General features: G+C 69.1%; 13 protein-coding genes and 4 pseudogenes. 13 read left to right on the forward strand and 4 right to left on the reverse strand.

Features of this window, described 5'->3' with window-relative positions; all coding sequences use genetic code 11:
• The first annotated feature begins 24 nt into the window (after positions 1–24).
• The gene (gene ctaD, locus VXC91_RS10855) at positions 25–1,692 is read left to right on the forward strand and encodes an aa3-type cytochrome oxidase subunit I (protein WP_329506898.1); all 1,668 of its coding nucleotides are present in this window, start codon (positions 25–27) and stop codon (positions 1,690–1,692) included.
• Complete coding sequence (ctaF, locus tag VXC91_RS10860; protein WP_329506899.1) at positions 1,689–2,078, forward strand: aa3-type cytochrome oxidase subunit IV; 390 nt, start codon at positions 1,689–1,691, stop codon at positions 2,076–2,078. The genes ctaD and ctaF overlap by 4 nt, the downstream gene beginning before the upstream one ends.
• On the opposite strand, the gene qcrB is transcribed toward ctaF, so the two are convergent.
• Positions 2,008–3,546, reverse strand: coding sequence for a cytochrome bc1 complex cytochrome b subunit (gene qcrB / locus VXC91_RS10865; protein ID WP_408057365.1), 1,539 nt, complete (start codon positions 3,544–3,546; stop codon positions 2,008–2,010). The genes ctaF and qcrB overlap by 71 nt on opposite strands.
• A 339-nt stretch (positions 3,547–3,885) precedes the next feature.
• Between qcrB and VXC91_RS10870 the strand changes: the two genes are divergently transcribed.
• Together VXC91_RS10870 and VXC91_RS10875 are read left to right on the forward strand one after the other, a co-directional pair.
• A complete protein-coding gene (locus VXC91_RS10870) occupies positions 3,886–4,626 on the forward strand; it encodes a class I SAM-dependent DNA methyltransferase (RefSeq protein ID WP_329506900.1) in 741 nt (246 codons plus the stop codon).
• A 270-nt stretch (positions 4,627–4,896) separates the two neighbouring features.
• A pseudogene (locus tag VXC91_RS10875) lies at positions 4,897–5,280 on the forward strand (protein-L-isoaspartate O-methyltransferase family protein); the annotation flags it as partial.
• Between the two features lie 44 nt (positions 5,281–5,324).
• On the opposite strand, the gene VXC91_RS10880 reads toward VXC91_RS10875, so the two are convergent.
• Positions 5,325–5,468: a hypothetical protein gene (locus VXC91_RS10880; RefSeq protein ID WP_329506901.1), complete on the reverse strand. Its 144-nt coding sequence runs from the start codon at positions 5,466–5,468 to the stop codon at positions 5,325–5,327.
• 23 nt (positions 5,469–5,491) lie between these two features.
• Positions 5,492–5,945, reverse strand: a pseudogene (locus VXC91_RS10885) (YbhB/YbcL family Raf kinase inhibitor-like protein).
• A gap of 110 nt (positions 5,946–6,055) precedes the next feature.
• Between VXC91_RS10885 and VXC91_RS10890 the strand changes: the two are divergent.
• The 8 genes and pseudogenes from VXC91_RS10890 (at position 6,056) to VXC91_RS10925 (ending at position 12,020) form a co-directional block, all read left to right on the forward strand.
• Positions 6,056–6,616, forward strand: a complete 561-nt coding sequence (locus VXC91_RS10890) for a nucleoside-triphosphatase (protein WP_329506902.1) — start codon at positions 6,056–6,058, stop codon at positions 6,614–6,616.
• Positions 6,617–6,842: 226 nt separating this feature from the next.
• The gene (locus VXC91_RS46970) at positions 6,843–7,109 is read left to right on the forward strand and encodes a hypothetical protein (protein WP_408057366.1); all 267 of its coding nucleotides are present in this window, start codon (positions 6,843–6,845) and stop codon (positions 7,107–7,109) included.
• A 127-nt stretch (positions 7,110–7,236) separates the two neighbouring features.
• Positions 7,237–8,106: a HalD/BesD family halogenase gene (locus VXC91_RS10900; RefSeq protein ID WP_329506903.1), complete on the forward strand. Its 870-nt coding sequence runs from the start codon at positions 7,237–7,239 to the stop codon at positions 8,104–8,106.
• A 70-nt stretch (positions 8,107–8,176) separates the two neighbouring features.
• On the forward strand, positions 8,177–9,022 hold the full coding sequence (locus VXC91_RS10905; protein WP_329506904.1) for a class I SAM-dependent methyltransferase: 846 nt from the start codon (positions 8,177–8,179) through the stop codon (positions 9,020–9,022).
• 59 nt (positions 9,023–9,081) lie between these two features.
• The gene (locus VXC91_RS10910; protein ID WP_329506905.1) at positions 9,082–10,842 is read left to right on the forward strand and encodes a choline/carnitine O-acyltransferase; all 1,761 of its coding nucleotides are present in this window, start codon (positions 9,082–9,084) and stop codon (positions 10,840–10,842) included.
• A 164-nt stretch (positions 10,843–11,006) separates the two neighbouring features.
• Positions 11,007–11,192 (forward strand): annotated as a pseudogene (locus VXC91_RS10915) (IS3-like element ISRhosp5 family transposase); the annotation flags it as partial.
• Positions 11,192–11,370 (forward strand): annotated as a pseudogene (locus VXC91_RS10920) (phosphorothioated DNA-binding restriction endonuclease); the annotation flags it as partial. The pseudogenes VXC91_RS10915 and VXC91_RS10920, both read left to right, overlap by 1 nt.
• A gap of 233 nt (positions 11,371–11,603) precedes the next feature.
• Entirely contained in the window at positions 11,604–12,020 is a 417-nt protein-coding gene (locus tag VXC91_RS10925) for a P-loop NTPase fold protein (RefSeq protein ID WP_329506906.1), read from the forward strand.
• Between the two features lie 295 nt (positions 12,021–12,315).
• Here VXC91_RS10925 and VXC91_RS10930 read toward each other — a convergent pair whose 3' ends face one another.
• Positions 12,316–12,738, reverse strand: a complete 423-nt coding sequence (locus tag VXC91_RS10930; protein WP_329506907.1) for a secondary thiamine-phosphate synthase enzyme YjbQ — start codon at positions 12,736–12,738, stop codon at positions 12,316–12,318.
• A 226-nt stretch (positions 12,739–12,964) separates the two neighbouring features.
• Here VXC91_RS10930 and VXC91_RS10935 point away from each other — a divergent pair, with 226 nt between their 5' ends.
• Positions 12,965–14,059 (forward strand): NAD(P)-binding domain-containing protein, encoded by a 1,095-nt coding sequence (locus VXC91_RS10935; RefSeq protein ID WP_329506908.1) that lies wholly within the window; start codon positions 12,965–12,967, stop codon positions 14,057–14,059.
• Positions 14,060–14,082 lie beyond the last annotated feature (23 nt).

Below are 14,082 nucleotides of genomic sequence, written 5' to 3' on the forward strand. Positions count from 1 at the left end.
CGGAGGCTCGTGTGGAGGAGGACGATGACGCAACTGTCGGAGCGCACCGCCGCCCGGCGCAGCGCTTCCGCCACGTCCTCGCTCGGCCGGGCACTGCTGCGCTGGACCACGACGACCGATCACAAGGTGATCGGCCGGTTGTACATGGTCACAGCCTTCTGCTTCTTCCTCTTCGCGGGCCTGCTGGCGCTGGGCATGCGGGCCGAGCTCGCCCGGCCCGGACTGCAGTTCATGTCCGAGGACGCCTACAACCAGCTCTTCACAGTGCACGGCACGGCGATGCTGCTGCTCTTCGCGACGCCCATGTTCGCCGGATTCGCCAACGCGGTCATGCCGCTGCAGATCGGCGCCCCGGACGTCGCCTTCCCCCGACTGAACGCCCTGTCGTACTGGATGTACCTCTTCGGTGGACTGATGGTCGTCTCCGGGTTCGTGGTGCCCGGAGGTGCCGCGTCCTTCGGCTGGTTCGCATACGCCCCGCTGAACAGCGCCTACCGCTCCCCCGGCGCCGGCGGTGACCTGTGGGTGATGGGCCAGGTCGTGACCGGCGTGTCAACCACTCTCGGCGCGGTCAACTTCATCGCCACCATCATGTGTCTGCGGGCCCCCGGTATGACGATGTTCCGGATGCCGATCTTCACATGGAACGTCCTGTTCACCTCGATCCTGGTGCTGCCGGCGTTCCCCGCGCTCACCGCCGCACTCCTGGGCCTGGAGGCCGACCGGAAGTTCGGGGCGCACATCTTCGACGCGGCGAACGGCGGCGCCCTTCTGTGGCAGCACCTGTTCTGGTTCTTCGGCCATCCGGAGGTCTACATCGTCGCGCTGCCGTTCTTCGGCATCGTCTCGGAGATCATTCCGGTGTTCTCACGCAAGCCGTTGTTCGGCTATCTGCCGATGATCGGTGCGACGATCGCGATCACCATGCTGTCCGCGATCGTGTGGGCCCATCACATGTTCGCCACCGGTGCAGTGTTGCTGCCCTTCTTCTCCCTGATGTCGTTCCTGATCGCGGTGCCCACGGGCATCAAGTTCTTCGCGTGGATCAGCACCATGCACCGGGGATCGCTGTCCTTCGAGACGCCGATGCTGTGGTCGCTCGGGTTCCTGGTGTCGTTCCTGCTGGGCGGTCTGAGCGGCGTGCTCGTCGCGTCCCCTCCGCTGGACTTCCACGTCACCGACTCGTACTTCATCGTGGCGCACCTGCACTATGTGCTTTTCGGAACCGTGGTCTTCGCCATGTTCGCGGGGTTCTACTTCTGGTGGCCCAAGTTCACCGGGAGAATGCTCGACGAGCGACTGGGCAAGCTGCATTTCTGGCTGCTGTTCCCCGGATTCCAGTTGACCTTCCTGGTCCAGCACTGGCTCGGCGCCGAGGGCATGCCCCGCCGCTACGCGGACTATCTGCCCGCCGACGGCTTCACCCTGCTCAACACACTGTCGTCCTCCGGTGCGTTTCTGCTCGGCGTCTCCACACTGCCGTTCCTGTACAACGTGTGGCACACCGCCCGGCTCGGCGAACGGGTCACCGAGGACGACCCCTGGGGATACGGACGCGCTCTGGAGTGGGCGACGTCATGCCCGCCGCCACGCCACAACTTCCAGGCCCTGCCCCGGGTGCGGTCCGAGTCGCCCGCCTTCGACCTGCACCATCCCGAGGTGCTCCGGCGGGCAGTAAAGGAACGACGTTGAAGATCGAGGCTCTGCTCTTCGGCGGCGTCGCCGTGTTCTTCGCAGGCACCGCCGCACTGTACGGCGCCTGGTCGGGCGAACCGGCCGGGACGGCGGCGCTGATCGTCGCCTTCGGTATGGCCGGTGTGATCTCCTTCTTCTGCGCGGTGCAGTACCGGCGCCGCGGACGCCGCCCCCAGGACCGCGCCGACGCCGAAGTGGCGGACGCGGCCGGCCCGCTGGAGTTCTTCCCGCCCCACAGCCCGTGGCCCGTGGTCACGGCGCTGGGCTTCGCCGTCGCCGCTTTGGGCGTGGTCTATGGGCTGTGGCTGTTCCTCATCGGCGTCGGGGTGCTGGCGTGGGGGGTTCTGGGGATGGTGTTCCAGTACGCGACTCGGGAGGACTGATCGCACGCCTGGGCGCTCCCGGCCGGAACCTGGTCACGGGACGGTGATCGCTCGCGTACCCACCCTCCACGGTCTGGCGTACGCGCCCGGTCTCCTGTCCCTCGGTCAGACGCCTCTGCTCCGCCACGAGCAGGGCGTGACACAGCCACCGGGTGATCAGGAAGCCGACGATTGGCGCCACCACCAGGGCGATCCGGAAAATCCAGGTCAGGGTGTTCAGTGAGACCCGGAAGCTGTTCGCCATGATGTCGTTGCCGCCGGCCAGGAGCAGGACGGCGTAAAAGATGGTGCCGGCGACGCCGAGCCCGGTGCGCACCGGGCGTTCCCGTGGCCGGTCGCACAGGTTCCGTTCCTCGCGCCACTCACCGGTCAGCTTCTGTTCGACGAACGGGTAGGCGTACAGGACCAGGAAGAGCAGCCCAGGCAGGACGATCGCCGGCAGCAGCACGTTCCACATGAGTGTGTGGCCGGCGACGTTCGTCTCCCAGGGCGGTACGAGCCGCAGCGCACCCTCCAGGAAGCCGACGTACCAGTCGGGCTGAGAACCGGTCGACACCTGATCGGGCCGGTAGGGACCGTACACCCATACGGGGTTGATCTGGGCGAGACCGCCGAGCAGCGCCGTCACCCCGCCCACGGCGAAGGACAGTCCCATCGACAAAGCCATGAACTGCGGGAAGAGCGGCTTGCCGACGACGTTCCGGTTGGTTCTGCCCGGCCCGCGCCACTGAGTGTGCTTCAGCTGGAACACCAGGATCAGGTGAACGGTGACCAGGGCGATCAGCAGGCCGGGCAGCAGCAGGATGTGCATGCCGTACAAGCGGGCCACGATGTCCTCGCCCGGGAACTGGGACCCGAACACGAACATGCTCATGTACGTGCCCACCACCGGCAGGGACAGCATGATGCCCTGAGCGATGCGCAGACCGGTTCCGGAGAGCAGGTCGTCGGGGAGCGAGTAACCCGCGAAGCCCTCCGTCACGGCGATCACGAACAGCGTGACGCCGATGACCCAGTTCATCTCCCGAGGCCGGCGGAAGGCACCGGTGAAGAAGATCCGCAGCAGATGCACACCGATCGCGGCGACGAACACCAGGGCGGCCCAGTGGTGCATCTGACGGACGAGGAGTCCTCCCCGCACGTCGAAGCTGATGTGCAGGGTCGAGTCGAACGCCTGCGACATGCGGATACCGCGCAGCGGCACATACCGCCCCTGGTAGACGACCTCGCGCATCTCCGGCTTGAAGAAGAACGTCAGCCATACGCCGGTCAGGACGAGGACGACCAGGCTGTAGAGCGCGATCTCGCCGAGGAGGAACGCCCAATGTTCGGGGAAGGCCTTGCGCAGCAGTCGGCCACCGCCGTCCACCAGGGGCAGTCGTCGGTCAGCCGCGCCGACGACCCGTTCTCCCCAGCGGCGGGCTCCGGTCGTCCGCGACGAGGCCGGTGGACGTCGCTTCGCCCTCACCGCACTTGCCCGTCACCGTCGGTGGGCACCCCACACCGGTCCCGGTCCACGGCACACCTCCTCCGCCCCCTCTCATCGACCGCTCCACCCCATGCCTTGCCGTCGGGCCGCCGGGCAAGTACCCCGTCATCGCGAAACACTCTCGCGCCCCGGGCTGGGCACCCGTTCGGATGCGTGAGGAGGACCGGCTCCGCGCGGAGCGCCGTTCTCCGGGGGTAGGGCGACGGGGCCGGACGGTGCGCTGGTGCATCTGCACCCGACCCCTGACCGGCGCCCTGGGGGCCGGGGGCGGAAAATTGCGTCGACAGCGCCCCACCACGCCCTGCAAAGTGGCCGCCCATGACGAGCAGTGAGCTGTGGACCCGTGCGACCGCCGACCGCTACGACGCCGAAGAGACCGAGATGTCCTCGGCCGCCGTTCTCGGCCCGACGCTCACCTTTCTCGCCGAACTCGCCGGAGACGGGCCGGCGCTGGAGTTCGCCATCGGAACCGGACGAGTGGGCGTCCCGCTCCGGGAGCGCGGCGTGCCCGTGGTGGGCATCGAACTGTCCGAGCACATGGCGGCGGCCCTGCGGCGCAAGATCGACGAGCAGACACTCCCGGTGACCATCGGGGACATGGCCACGACCGTCGTCCCCGGCGAGTTCACCCTGGTCTATCTCGTCTACAACACCATCTCGAACCTCCTCACGCAGGACGAGCAGGTCGAGTGCTTCCGCAACGCCGCACGTCATCTGACGCCCGGCGGACGATTCGTCATCGAACTGGGCGTGCCGGCCCTGAGGTTCCTGCCGCCCGGGCAGGTCGCGGTGCCTTTCGACGTCTCCGAGGGGCATCTCGGCTTCGACACCTTCGACGTGATCGAGCAGACGCTCGTCTCGCACCACCTCACCCGCGACGGCGACGACGGCCGCTACCGCCGCGAAAGCTCCCGGCACCGGTACGCCTGGCCGGGGGAGCTCGACCTGATGGCACGGATCGCGGGGCTCCAGCTGGAACGGCGCGTCGCGGACTGGGACGGGACGCCGTTCACCCAGGAGTCCGCCAAGCACATCTCCGTGTGGCGCAAGCCCTTCTGAGGCGCACCCCGGGGTGGAATCCGGCCCCGCGGCCGTGGCCGCACCAGGGCTACCCCAGGAACGACAAGCGAACCTGACGCCGGGGATTGTCCTTGTTCGTGTCCACCAACCTCCGCTAAGACAACCCCGACCCTACCGATAGGCCTGCCGCAGCTCCAATGGGGGATCCATGGCAACGATGGGAGGCTGCGGTCCCCGGGCCGGCCCCGCGGTCCGATCGCCCATGAAGGGACCCCCGAGGACCTGGTCCGCGCGGCCCACGCCGTGGGCGTGACCGACGCCCGTCTCCTGGAGGCCGCACGGAGCGTCCCCCGGGCGGAATTCGTGCCCGCGGACGAGGTGGCATCCGCGTACCGGAACACGCCCGTTCCGCTCCCCCACGGGCAGGTGACCACCCAGCCCTCGCTGATCGCCATGATGGTCTCCGCTCTCGGCCTCACCGGAGACGAACAGGACCTGGAGGTCGGGACCGGATACGGCTGGCAGACCGCGCTGCTGGCCCGCTTGGCCGCGTGCGTTGTCAGCGTCGAGCGCTGGCCCGACCTGGTCGACGAGGCCCGCCTGCGGCTGGCCGGGCAGGGCGTCGGCAATGCCGAGGTCGTACTCGGCGACGGGACCCTCGGGATGCCGACCCATGCCCCGTACGACGCCGTCATCGTCGGCGCGGCCTCCCCGCGAGTGCCTGAGCCGCTCGTGGATCAGCTCCGCACCGGTGCCGGCTCGTCCAGCCGATCGGGCAGGGCAGGCAGGAGCGCGTCGAGCCGTACCAGCAGCGGGCCCACAACCTGGTGCACCACAGGACGGTCACCGCGGCCCGGTTCGTCCGGCTGTACGGCGCCCATGGCTACGACCAGCGGTGACGCGCTCAGCGCTGATAGGTCCCGACCAGGGTGCCGGAGGCCAGCTCCCTGCCCTTCAGGGCACGGTGCACGTCCTCGACACCCAGGTGGTCGTGCAGCGGCAGCGGCTCGGACAGGGCGTACAGGCGGAAGAAGTAGCGGTGCGGCCCGTGCCCCGGTGGAGGCATTGGCCCTCCCCAGCCCACGCGGCCGAAGCCGTTGGGCCACGGCAGGCCCCCCTGGGGCTTCCGACCCTCCGCCGCCCCGGTGGTCCCCGGATCGATACCGGTCACCAGCCAGTGCAGGAAGGTCGTCCCCGGCGCGTCCGGGTCCTCGCACAGGAGCACCAGCTCCGTGGCCTCGTGGGGCACCCCCGACCAGGTCAGGGGAGGGTGAGATGTTCTCACCCTCCCCGCTGTACCGACGGGGGATCACCGTTTTGTCGTCGAACGCGGTGCTGCTGAGTTCAATTCCGCTCATGCGCGCCGCCATACCCGCAACGGCGGCACCGGCACCGGTCCGCACCCCAAAACCCCCGCTCGGGCGAGCCCACCCGGGCCGCCTCCGGAAGCGGGGGTGAAGATGGCAGTGTGCCGACAAGGATCCTGCTCGAGGGCCGCCCTGGCGCGGGCAAGACGACCGCCCTGCGTCGGCTGGCCGCGCTGCTGCCCGCCCACGCGGCCACCGGCTTCACCACGGAGGAGATCCGGCAATCCGGCGCCCGCGTCGGTTTCGCCCTGGAGACCCTGGCAGGCCGACGGGAAGTGCTCGCCCATGTCGACCTGCCCGGTCCGCCCCGGGTAGGGAAATACGGCGTCGACCCGAGCGTCATGGAACAACTGGCGCTGCCGTCGCTTCGGCCGGCAGCAATCGAGGAGGCAACAGGGCGGCTGGTGCTCATCGACGAGCTGGGGCGGATGGAACTGGCGTGCACGGCGTTCCGGCACGCGGTCGACGCGCTGTTCGTCGCAGAGGTCGACGTCGTCGCCACGGTCCACACGCACCGCGATCCATTCACCGACGCCCTCAAGCGGCGCGCCGACATCGAGGTCGTCCAGCTCACTCCGGCAAACCGGGACGTCTTGCCGGGGGAGCTCGCGGCCCGGCTGCAGCAGCCCCGGACGCACGGAAGACCTCCCCCTCACGGATGAGAGACCGACCTCCGACCTGCTGAAGGCCGACTCGGGGCGACAGGATGTGAAGTCGCCCGGTCGGTGCAACCGGCGGCGCCCACTACCAAGGGTCAGTGCCTGCCCACCGAGTACGCGGCTGGCATCGCCTTCACCACCCGGTTCGGCGCCCGCCCCTCCCCGGCCGCCCCGCTGTGCCGCCCGGCACCCCCGGAGGCATAGGGGGCGTCAACACACCGCCCTTGATGTGGTGCTCGACCGAGTCGTCGCCTACGCCGAGGCCAACGGCACCACGCCGCTGCCGGGCGAGGTCGCCTACGTCCTTGGCTCCCCCGAGCGGCTCGATGCCGCGCTCGGCGAGCTGTCCGGCCGCCTCGGACATGCCGGGTCGGCCCGTGCCGAACCCGCGAAGGCCTGCTGTGACGCACAGTTGGGCAGTGTGACGCGTTACACACAGACAACACTGCGCCACTGTGGGAACTTCAAGTGCCCTCCTTGCCAGCCGAGTTACTGAAAAGCCAAGAGTGAGGTCCGGCCGACCGCACGGATCGCGTCACTCGTCCCAAGTGTGCGTAAGAGGCGGAACCGCGGGCCGGCGGGGGAACCGGCGAGAGGGGCGGCCCGCATGTGGAGAGGATCGAATGCGCTCTTTCGAAGCCCTGACGCTTGATCAGGTAGTTGACACGGCTCGCTATCCCCTGTCGGAACTCGCGAGCGCACGGGGACAGGCCGTGGTTTCCCGTGCCCGGAGCGACCTGTTGGCTCTCGGCTGCACCGTGCTGCCGGACTTCATCCGCCCGTCGCTGCGCGATGTGCTGCGGCAGGAGTGCTCGGCCATCGCCCCCCGGGCGCACCACGACGTCGAGACGGTGAACGTCTACAACATCGCAGTGGACTCGGCGCTGCCGGAGGACCATCCGGGCCGGAAGACCTTCGAGCGGGGTAACGCATTCGTCGCGCGGGACCGCATCCCCGCGGACTCCCTCATCAGCCGGCTCTACTCCAACATGGTGTTCCGGCACTTCATCGCCCGCTGCTTCGAACTGACAGAGCTGCACGAGCTGGCGGACCCGCTCTCCGGGCTGGTTCTCAACGTCATCGCGCCGGGAATGGAGCACCCCTGGCACTTCGACACCAACGAGTTCACCGTGAGCATGCTCACCCAGCAGGCGCAGGCCGACGGCGTCTTCGAGTACTGCCCGAACATTCGGACCGCGCAGGACGAGAATTTCGTCGACGTCCGGGACGTAGTGGACGGCCGGGGCGAGCGGTTGACCCGGCGCCTCCCCCTGCAACCGGGTGACCTGCAGTTGTTCAAAGGGCGCTACTCGCTGCACCGAGTGAGCCCGGTGCGCGGCGAGGTCGCGCGCCACTCCGCGATATTCGCCTACAGCGAGCGCCCCGGCGTCATCGGGAGCGTGGAACGGACCCGGCAGCTCTTCGGCCGGGTGCTGCCCGAGCACCTGGCGGCCGAGGGCCGGGCGGTCCGCGGCGACCGGCTCCTGGACTAGCGGGCGGCGAGCACGCGTAGTCGCCGTAGGCCGTTTCCCCCCTGCGCGATCCCACGGAGGAGCAAGCCCTGTGCGTTTCGACGTGACCGGAAAAGTCTCACTCGACCACATCTACGACCAGCCCGATCCGCGCACCTATTTCAGGGTGCTGCGCCCGCTCGACTACAGCGTTCCGCAGCAGGCCAAGTCCTACTTCACCAAGATCATCACGGAGTACCGGGAGTCCCGGCACATCGCGGTACCGAAGGTGCTGGACATCGGCTGCTCGTACGGAATCAACGCCGCCCTGCTGAAGTACGACGCGACCATGGACGAGCTGTACGCGCGCTACGGCGACGAGGAGCGTGCGGGTGAGAGCCGCGAGGCTTTGCTGGCCCGCGACCGGGAGCTGGCTCGGTCACGCCAACCCCCGCAAGCGATCCGCTTCACCGGCCTCGACACCTCGGGCAGTGCGCTGTCCTACGCTCTTGAGGCCGGGTTCCTCGACGACGTGGTGCACGCCGACCTGGAGCAGCACGAGCCCACACCGCGACAGCGCGCCCAGCTCTCGGGTACGGACCTGGTGATCTCGACGGGCTGCGTCGGCTACGTCACCGAGCGGACGCTCACGCGAGTCGTCCGGGCGCAGGGCATGCGCCGGCCCTGGATGGCGCACTTCGTGCTGCGGATGTTCCCCTTCGACTCCGTCGAGCGCGCGTTGGCGAGTCTGGGCTACCGGACCGTCCGCGTCGACGAGGTGTTCAGACAGCGGCGCTTCGCCTCCCCGCAGGAGCAGGCGCTCGTGCTCGACAGCTTGTCGGCCGCAGGGGTGGATACACAGGGCCTGGAGGCGGAAGGCTGGCTGTACGCACAGCTCTACCTTTCCCGGCCGTACGACATCACAGGTACCGACGATCCGAATCGAGAGCAGAGTTGAAGACCAGTCAGGATGGGTCAGGCAACGCGACCTTCGCCCAGGAGGACAGCCTCCCGCGCGTGCCGCTGCCTACGCTGGACGCGAGCTGCGAGAGGTTTCTCACCTGGTGTACGCCGCTGCTGACCGCCGAGGAGCGGTCGGCGACCGAGGCGGAGGTTGCCGCCTTTCTCCGACCCGGTGGCCCCGGCCGGGTGCTGCATGCCGCGCTGGAGGAATACGACGCCACGGAGGGCGTGCACAGCTGGCTCGACACCTTCTGGCCGTACCGATACCTGGGCCGCCGGGACCGGATCGCACTCAACGCCAACTTCTTCTTCCTGTTCCAGGACTCCGACCAGACGCAGGTGGAGCGGGCGGCCGGGCTCGTGGCCGGGGCCCTCAACTACAAGCGGCAGCTCGATCAGGGGCTGATTCCACCGGTGGTGCAGCGCGGAGCACCTCAGTCGATGGTGCAGAACAAATTCCTGTTCTCCACCACGCGTGTCCCCGGCGTGCAGCAGGACACCGTCCGCGCCCCCTACAGCGAGGAGCGGCCGGGCCCGTCCGAGGCCCGGCACGTCGTGGTGTTCTTCCGGGGCGGCATGTTCCGGCTGGACGTGCTGGGTCCGGACGGTGTCCCGCACAGCCTGGATGACATCGAGGCGGGGATGCGCGCCGTGATGAAGGCCGACCCGGCCGGCGCGGACCCCTCGGTGGGCCACCTCACCACCATGGCCCGCGCCGAGTGGGCGGCCGCCCGGAAGTCCCTTCTCGCCTGCCACCCCCGCAACGCCGACGCCCTTGACGATGTCGAGACCGCGCTGTTCTGCGTCGCTCTGGAGGACTTCGCCCCCGCGGACGTCCAGGACGCCTGCGACCAGCTGCTGTACGGCGACCGCGGCAACCGCTGGTTCGACAAGGCCGTGTCCTTCGTCGTCTTCGCCGACGGACGGGCGGGCATCAACGTCGAGCACTGCGAGTTGGACGGGACCACGATCCTCACCTTCACCGACGCCCTGCTCAGCACCCCGGCCGAGGAGCAGTCCCAGCAGTCCGGAGCCCGCTCCCAGGGGCTGCCGGCGCTGGAGCCGATCGTGTTCGAACTGGACGACTCGCTGCGAGCCCAGGTGCGCTCCGCCGCCGATGCGTTCGCAGCGTACGGGGAGAACACCGCGACCAGCACGTTGTCGTTCGCGGACTTCGGAAGCAGCGCGGCCAAGGCGTTGGGGGTCTCGCCGGACGCGTTCGTCCAGGCCGCTTACCAGCTCGCCCACCAGCGCGCCAAGGGGCACCTGGGCGCCACGTACGAGTCGATCGCCACCCGGCAGTACCGGCACGGGCGGACCGAGGCGATGCGCGTCGTCACCACCGAGATGGTGGCTTTCGTGGCGGCGATGGAGGACCCGGCAGCGGACACGGACGCCCGGCGCGCCGCGTTGCGGGCAGCCACCGAGGCCCATGTGGCGCGCGCGAAGGCGTGCCAGGCCGGGCAGGTGCCGGAGCAGCACCTGTGGGAGCTGGAGCTGATCCAGCGCCGGCGCGGGGCCGAGCTCGGGGTGACCGAGCAGCCCGCGCTGTACCGGACGCCGGGCTGGTTGACCATGCGGGACGACTACCTGAGCACGAGCTCCGCGCCGTCCGTCAATATCCAGTACTTCGGCTTCGGGTCGACCAGCAGCCAGTGCATCGGTGTCGCCTATGTACTGCTTCCCGAGCGGTTCAACCTCTATCTGAGCACGCCGTTGGCGGTCGCCGCGCAGATGCGGACGTTCGCCGACCGGCTCCGGGAGGCGATGGACGAACTCCGGGAGCTGCTGGCGCCTGAGCGGCCCGAGGACTGAACGGACCCCGCCGCCGGACCGGAACTCCCGGTCGGGGACCACGGTCCGGCGGCCCGGACGGCTTCATGGGCTGAGCTCCTGAGCTGAGCTGAGAAAGCCCAGGTCAGCGTCGCCGCCGGCGCGCACCGCGCGGACTTTCCCGCACCTTCCTCTACGGCAATCGCGACGTCAGAGCCGCAGTCGCCACTGTCATGGCCGAGGCCGGAGAACGCCGCTCCCAGTGGCTCGTCCACCAGGACGACGGCGCCCGGTACGCATCGAAGGAGTTCGCGAACGTGTGCCGTGAACTCGGCGTGACCAGATCGCGCGGGGCGGTCGGAACCTCGGCGGACAACGCCGCCGCCGAATCCTACTGGTCTCCCAGCGCTTCGTCGGCCACAGCCAAGCTGCCCGCGAGCACGTCATAGCGCTCACGGGCCGGCCGCTCTCGGAGCACAGCCGGGCTCATGCCCTACTGCGGCCAACCACCTCGCCTGGCACATCAGCCAGGTCTTCCACGGCACTCCACGCCCTGCCACCGCGGCCTGACACACTTACTGCCTGCTGGAGGAACACGGACTCCGCCTCTGGATCTCCGAAGCGTGCGTGCCCACATTCTCCGGCAAGCCTGCCGGAGCAGCCTCCGCAGCTCGCGGTCGGCGCCCCCGCCAACAGGCCAGAGCACTCGGAATCGCAGCCCAGTACCGATCCGTACCCGATGTCAGTACGAGGCCCTACGATCACTGCGGCTGGTGTGAAGAAACTGTGCACGGGGTGGGCACGTGGGTCGGAGCGACAAGTGGATCATCGAGGACGTATCGATCGCCACAGAGAACGAAGACCGCTTCGATCACACGTCGGTTGCACGCGAAATAGCCGATATCACCCGCAAGTCCACGCACTCGCTGGCGATCGGCCTCCTGGGCCGCTACGGAACCGGCAAGTCTTCGGTCGTGCGGCTGCTGCACCAGGAACTCAAGGGCAGGAACCGGGCCGTCCTCCAGGTCAGTGCGGAGCGACACACGGGTGTGGCTCGGGGGCGGGGATTGTTGTACGGGTTCCTCGATGAGGCCCACCGCCAGGGTGACGACGTGCTCAGCGCCGAAGAACACAAGGCGCTGCGAGCCAGCCTGGAAGGCGGCCAGCAGCGAACCACGACCCTGAACGCAACAGGGGACGGGGAGAGCAAGGCCGGCTGAGAGAGGTACGCACACGCGGCCGGGAACGGACTCGCCTGGATCGTCGGGCTGATGCTGGCCGTGTGGGTGATCGGTGCTGTGATCACCGCGGTGGTCCATCTCTTGCAGGCCTGGCCCCACGTGAAGAGCTGGACCTGGTTCACCGCGAGTGGAACGACGGCACCGACCGCAGGTCGCAGGTTCAAACGCCGCCACCCGACCTGCGCCAGGAAGATGCAGCTCACGGGCTGATCCCGCACGGGCCAAGGGGCATTCGGTGCGGCCGGAATTCGACGCTACAGTTCCGGCACATGCATCAACTGAGGAAGCTCAACCGAACCTGACGGTTGGGATTATCCCTATTGGTGTCCACCAGGCACACCGACTGCCAGGTGCCGAGCTCCAGTCTGCCGCCGATCACCGGCAGGGTCGCATGCGGTGGGACGAGGGCCGGGAGGACGTGGTCGCGCCCGTGGCCGGGGCTGCCGTGGCGGTGCCGCCAGCGATCGTCGGCCGGGAGCAGTGTGTGGAGCACGGCAAGGAGGTCGTCGTCGCTGCCGGCACCCGTTTCGATGATGGCCACGCCGGCGGTCGCGTGCGGAACGAAGACGTTCAGGAGACCGTCCCGGCCTCCCGCCGTCTCACGGAGGAATGCCTCACACTCCCGGGTGAGGTCGACGACCGTCTCGCTGGATCCGGAGGCGAGGTTCAGGACGCGGGTACTGAAGGCATCGGACATGTCTCCATCCTCACCCATGCGGCGGTGCCCACACCTCATCGACCGTCCGAGCCGGGACGTGCTCCGGGAGCGTGAGGCCCGCGGGCCGGCGGAGGCCCGGCCGCGGCGGATGTCTCGCCGATCCGGGTCGCGGCCGGACGCCGGATTCACGCAGGATGCGTCGCCCCTCGTATGTGTGCGCGGGCCCCACGGGAAGATCCGCGGCCCCGACGCGGTTGGTGGAAACGTGAACAACACAGGGGCACGCGAGGCCGACGTGGTCGTCGTAGGCGCTGGGCAGGCGGGACTGTCCAGCGCCTACCATCTGCGGCGCACAGGTTTCGAGCCGGAGCGTGACTTCGTGGTGCTCGACCACTCCCCCCGTCCCGGCGGCGCCTGGCAGTTCCGCTGGCCCTCGCTGACGTACGGCAAGGTGCACGGGATGCACGCGCTACCGGGCATGGAGCTGACGGACACGGACCCGGAGCGACCGTCGTCCGAGATCATCAGCGCGTACTTCGCCACCTATGAGCGCACCTTCGACCTGCGCGTGCGGCGACCGGTGGACGTACGGGCCGTGCGTGAGGGCACGGACGGGCGGCTGCTCGTCCAGACCTCGGCCGGAACATGGTCGACACAGGCGCTGATCAACGCCACGGGCACGTGGGACCGGCCCTTCTGGCCGCGCTACCCGGGCCAGGAGACCTTCCGGGGGCGGCAGCTGCACACCGCCCAGTACACCGGCCCTCGGGAGTTCGCCGGACAGCGCGTGACAGTCGTCGGCGGCGGCGCCTCGGGCACCCAGCATCTGATGGAGATCGCCCCCTACGCCGCTGCGACCACGTGGGTGACCCGGCGCCCGCCGGTGTTCCGCGAAGGCCCGTTCACCGAAGAGGTGGGACGGGAGGCGGTGGCGCTCGTGGAGGAGCGGGTGCGGCAGGGACTGCCGCCGAGGAGCGTGGTCTCGGTGACGGGCCTGCCGCTCAACGACGCGATCCGGCAGGCCATCGCCGACGGGGTCCTGGACCGGCAGCCGATGTTCGACCGGATCGTGCCCGACGGTGTGGAGTGGGACGACGGCAGGCATGTGGACGCCGACGTGATCCTGTGGGCGACCGGTTTCCGGGCCGCGATAGACCATCTCGCCCCGCTGCGTCTGCGCGGGCCGGGTGGCGGCATCCAGATCGACGGCACCCGGGTGGTCTCCGACCCGCGGATCCATCTGGTCGGATACGGCCCCTCGGCCAGCACGATCGGCGCCAACCGGGCGGGACGCGCCGCCGTGCGGGACATCAGGCGGCTGCTGGCGGGAGAGCGGTTCTCGGTGGAGAACGCCGCATAGAACGCGTGGTGCCGACATCGCCG

It is taken from the genome of Streptomyces chiangmaiensis, from assembly GCF_036281785.1.
GTDB lineage: Bacteria > Actinomycetota > Actinomycetes > Streptomycetales > Streptomycetaceae > Streptomyces > Streptomyces chiangmaiensis.

Coding starts and splice junctions, on each gene's coding strand:
- ctaD (WP_329506898.1), top strand. CDS start 25: ATGACGCAACTGTCGGAGCGCACCGCCGCCCGGCGCAGCGCTTCCGCC.
- VXC91_RS10870 (WP_329506900.1), top strand. CDS start 3,886: ATGACGAGCAGTGAGCTGTGGACCCGTGCGACCGCCGACCGCTACGAC.
- VXC91_RS10880 (WP_329506901.1), bottom strand. CDS start 5,468: ATGGGCGCCGTACAGCCGGACGAACCGGGCCGCGGTGACCGTCCTGTG.
- VXC91_RS10900 (WP_329506903.1), top strand. CDS start 7,237: ATGCGCTCTTTCGAAGCCCTGACGCTTGATCAGGTAGTTGACACGGCT.
- VXC91_RS10930 (WP_329506907.1), bottom strand. CDS start 12,738: ATGTCCGATGCCTTCAGTACCCGCGTCCTGAACCTCGCCTCCGGATCC.